The sequence below is a fragment of the Micromonospora sp. NPDC049799 genome (genome assembly GCF_040656655.1).
Taxonomy (GTDB): domain Bacteria; phylum Actinomycetota; class Actinomycetes; order Mycobacteriales; family Micromonosporaceae; genus Micromonospora.
This window is the reverse complement of record NZ_JBFAMU010000909.1, coordinates 1-1,089: the sequence shown is the minus strand read 5'-3', so window position 1 is coordinate 1,089 and position 1,089 is coordinate 1. Positions and strand designations below refer to the sequence as shown.

General features: G+C 74.0%; 1 protein-coding gene and 1 pseudogene. Both read left to right on the top strand.

Annotated features, from left to right (window positions below; translation table 11 throughout):
- Nucleotides 1-422, top strand: a pseudogene (locus AB0I76_RS30560) (hypothetical protein); the annotation flags it as partial.
- 69 nt (nucleotides 423-491) lie between these two features.
- Nucleotides 492-1,089: alpha/beta fold hydrolase (locus AB0I76_RS30555; protein WP_357042798.1), on the top strand; the 598-nt coding region annotated here is incomplete at its 3' end.

Genomic DNA, 1,089 nt, shown 5'->3' with positions numbered 1-1,089 from the left:
CCGACCGGGCCGAGGCGATCGCACGCGCGAGAACGGCCGTGGCCCAGTTCCAGCTGGTAGGCCCGAAGAACAACCTCCTGCTGCTGCGCCTCGCGCTGATCGCGGTCGGCATCCACCTCGCGCTGCTGCTGCGCCGGCCCGAGTCGGTGGTGGTGCTGCAGATCCTCGTCTGGCCGGTCGGGTTCACCTCCAACGCGTTCGTCGCACCGGAGACCATGCCCGGCGCTCTGGGCGCGCTGGCCGCCTGGAATCCGCTGTCGGCGACCGTCGCGGCCTGCCGGGAGCTGTTCGGCAACCCCGGCTGGGGTGGGGAGTCGTTCGCCGCGCAGCACGCCACGACCCTGGCGGTGGTGTGGCCCCTGCTGCTGATCGCGGTGTTCCTGCCCCTGTCCGTGCGCCGCTACCGACGCCTGGCCAGCTGACCGGGACCCGGCAGCGGTCGCACCGCTACCGTGACGGCACCGTCGAATCCGCCCGGAAGGTGCGCCACCATGACCCAGCCCCACGCCCACGGGATGCTCGACGTCGGCGACGGCCAGCAGGTGTACTGGGAGACCTGCGGCAACCCCGACGGCAAACCGGCCGTGGTGCTGCACGGCGGCCCCGGTTCCGGCTGCACACCCGGCTGGCTGACCCCGTTCGACCTGTCCCGCTACCGGGTGGTGCTGTTCGACCAGCGCGGCTGCGGGCGCAGTCGCCCGCACGTCGCCGACCCGAGCGTCGACCTGGCCACCAACACCACCGACCACCTGATCGCCGACGTCGAGCGGTTGCGGGCGCACCTGGGCGTGGACCGGTGGCTGGTGCTCGGCGCGTCCTGGGGCTCCACCCTCGGCCTGGCGTACGCGCAGCGGCACCCGGGGCGGGTGAGCGAGATGGTGCTGTTCAGCGTGGTGACCACCACCCGCCGGGAGGTCGAGTGGATCACCCGGGACATGGGTCGGCTGTTCCCCGCCGAGTGGGCCCGGTTCCGCGACGGCGTCCCGCCCGCCGACCGGGACGGGGACCTCGCCGCGGCGTACGCGCGACTGCTGCACCACCCCGACGCGGCCGTGCGGGAACGCGCGGCCCGCGACTGGTGCGCCAGGG